This window comes from Neisseria sp. P0017.S009 (assembly GCF_051957375.1).
GTDB lineage: Bacteria > Pseudomonadota > Gammaproteobacteria > Burkholderiales > Neisseriaceae > Neisseria > Neisseria perflava.
Window position 1 is genome coordinate 1 of record NZ_JBQCWL010000018.1, and the last position, 651, is coordinate 651.

1 pseudogene is annotated in these 651 nt (G+C 58.5%); it reads left to right on the plus strand.

Features of this window, described 5'->3' with window-relative positions:
* Positions 1-90 precede the first annotated feature (90 nt).
* Positions 91-651: pseudogene (locus ACTHTG_RS11145) on the plus strand (hypothetical protein); the annotation flags it as partial.

A 651-nucleotide genomic window follows, 5' to 3' on the forward strand; every position in this document is an offset into this window, starting at 1 on the left:
TCCTACGAATACGGCCAGGACGGTCTGCCGACCCGACGCACCAATGCGCTGGGCCATACCTTCGGCTACCACTACGACAAAGCCCGCCGCCTGGTCGGCCTTACCAATGAAAACGGTGCGCGCTACCGTTTTGCCTACGACGTCCTCGACCGCCTGATTGCCGAAAGCGGTTTCGACCATAAGCTGACCGGCTACCGCTACAACGCCGGCAACGAACTGGTCGAGCAGCGCGAATTCGGCGACGACGCCTCCCTCGCCGCCAAACTGATGGCGCAACTGGGCGGACAACCCGTTCCTAAAAAAGACGCCTCTCCGCTTTCAGATGACCTCGACAGCCAAATCCCGCTGCGGATTACCGAGTTCAAACGTGATATATTGGGACGCTTAATCCACACCCTTGCCCGCGAGAACGACAAGGTTCAGGAAACCGTTTACCAATACGACTTGGACGGCAACCTCGTCCGCGCCGCCAACAGCCAAAGCATTACCTGCTTCGACTACAACGGCAACGGCCAAATCATCGGCCAGCACCAATGGAAAGTGCCGAGCAAGGAAGAGAACTCACGAAACGGCCTGCCCGAAACCGACTGGCGCGATGCGCAGTACGACATGCTGTACCTGCCCGTTACCGAAAGCATCCGCTACCACTAC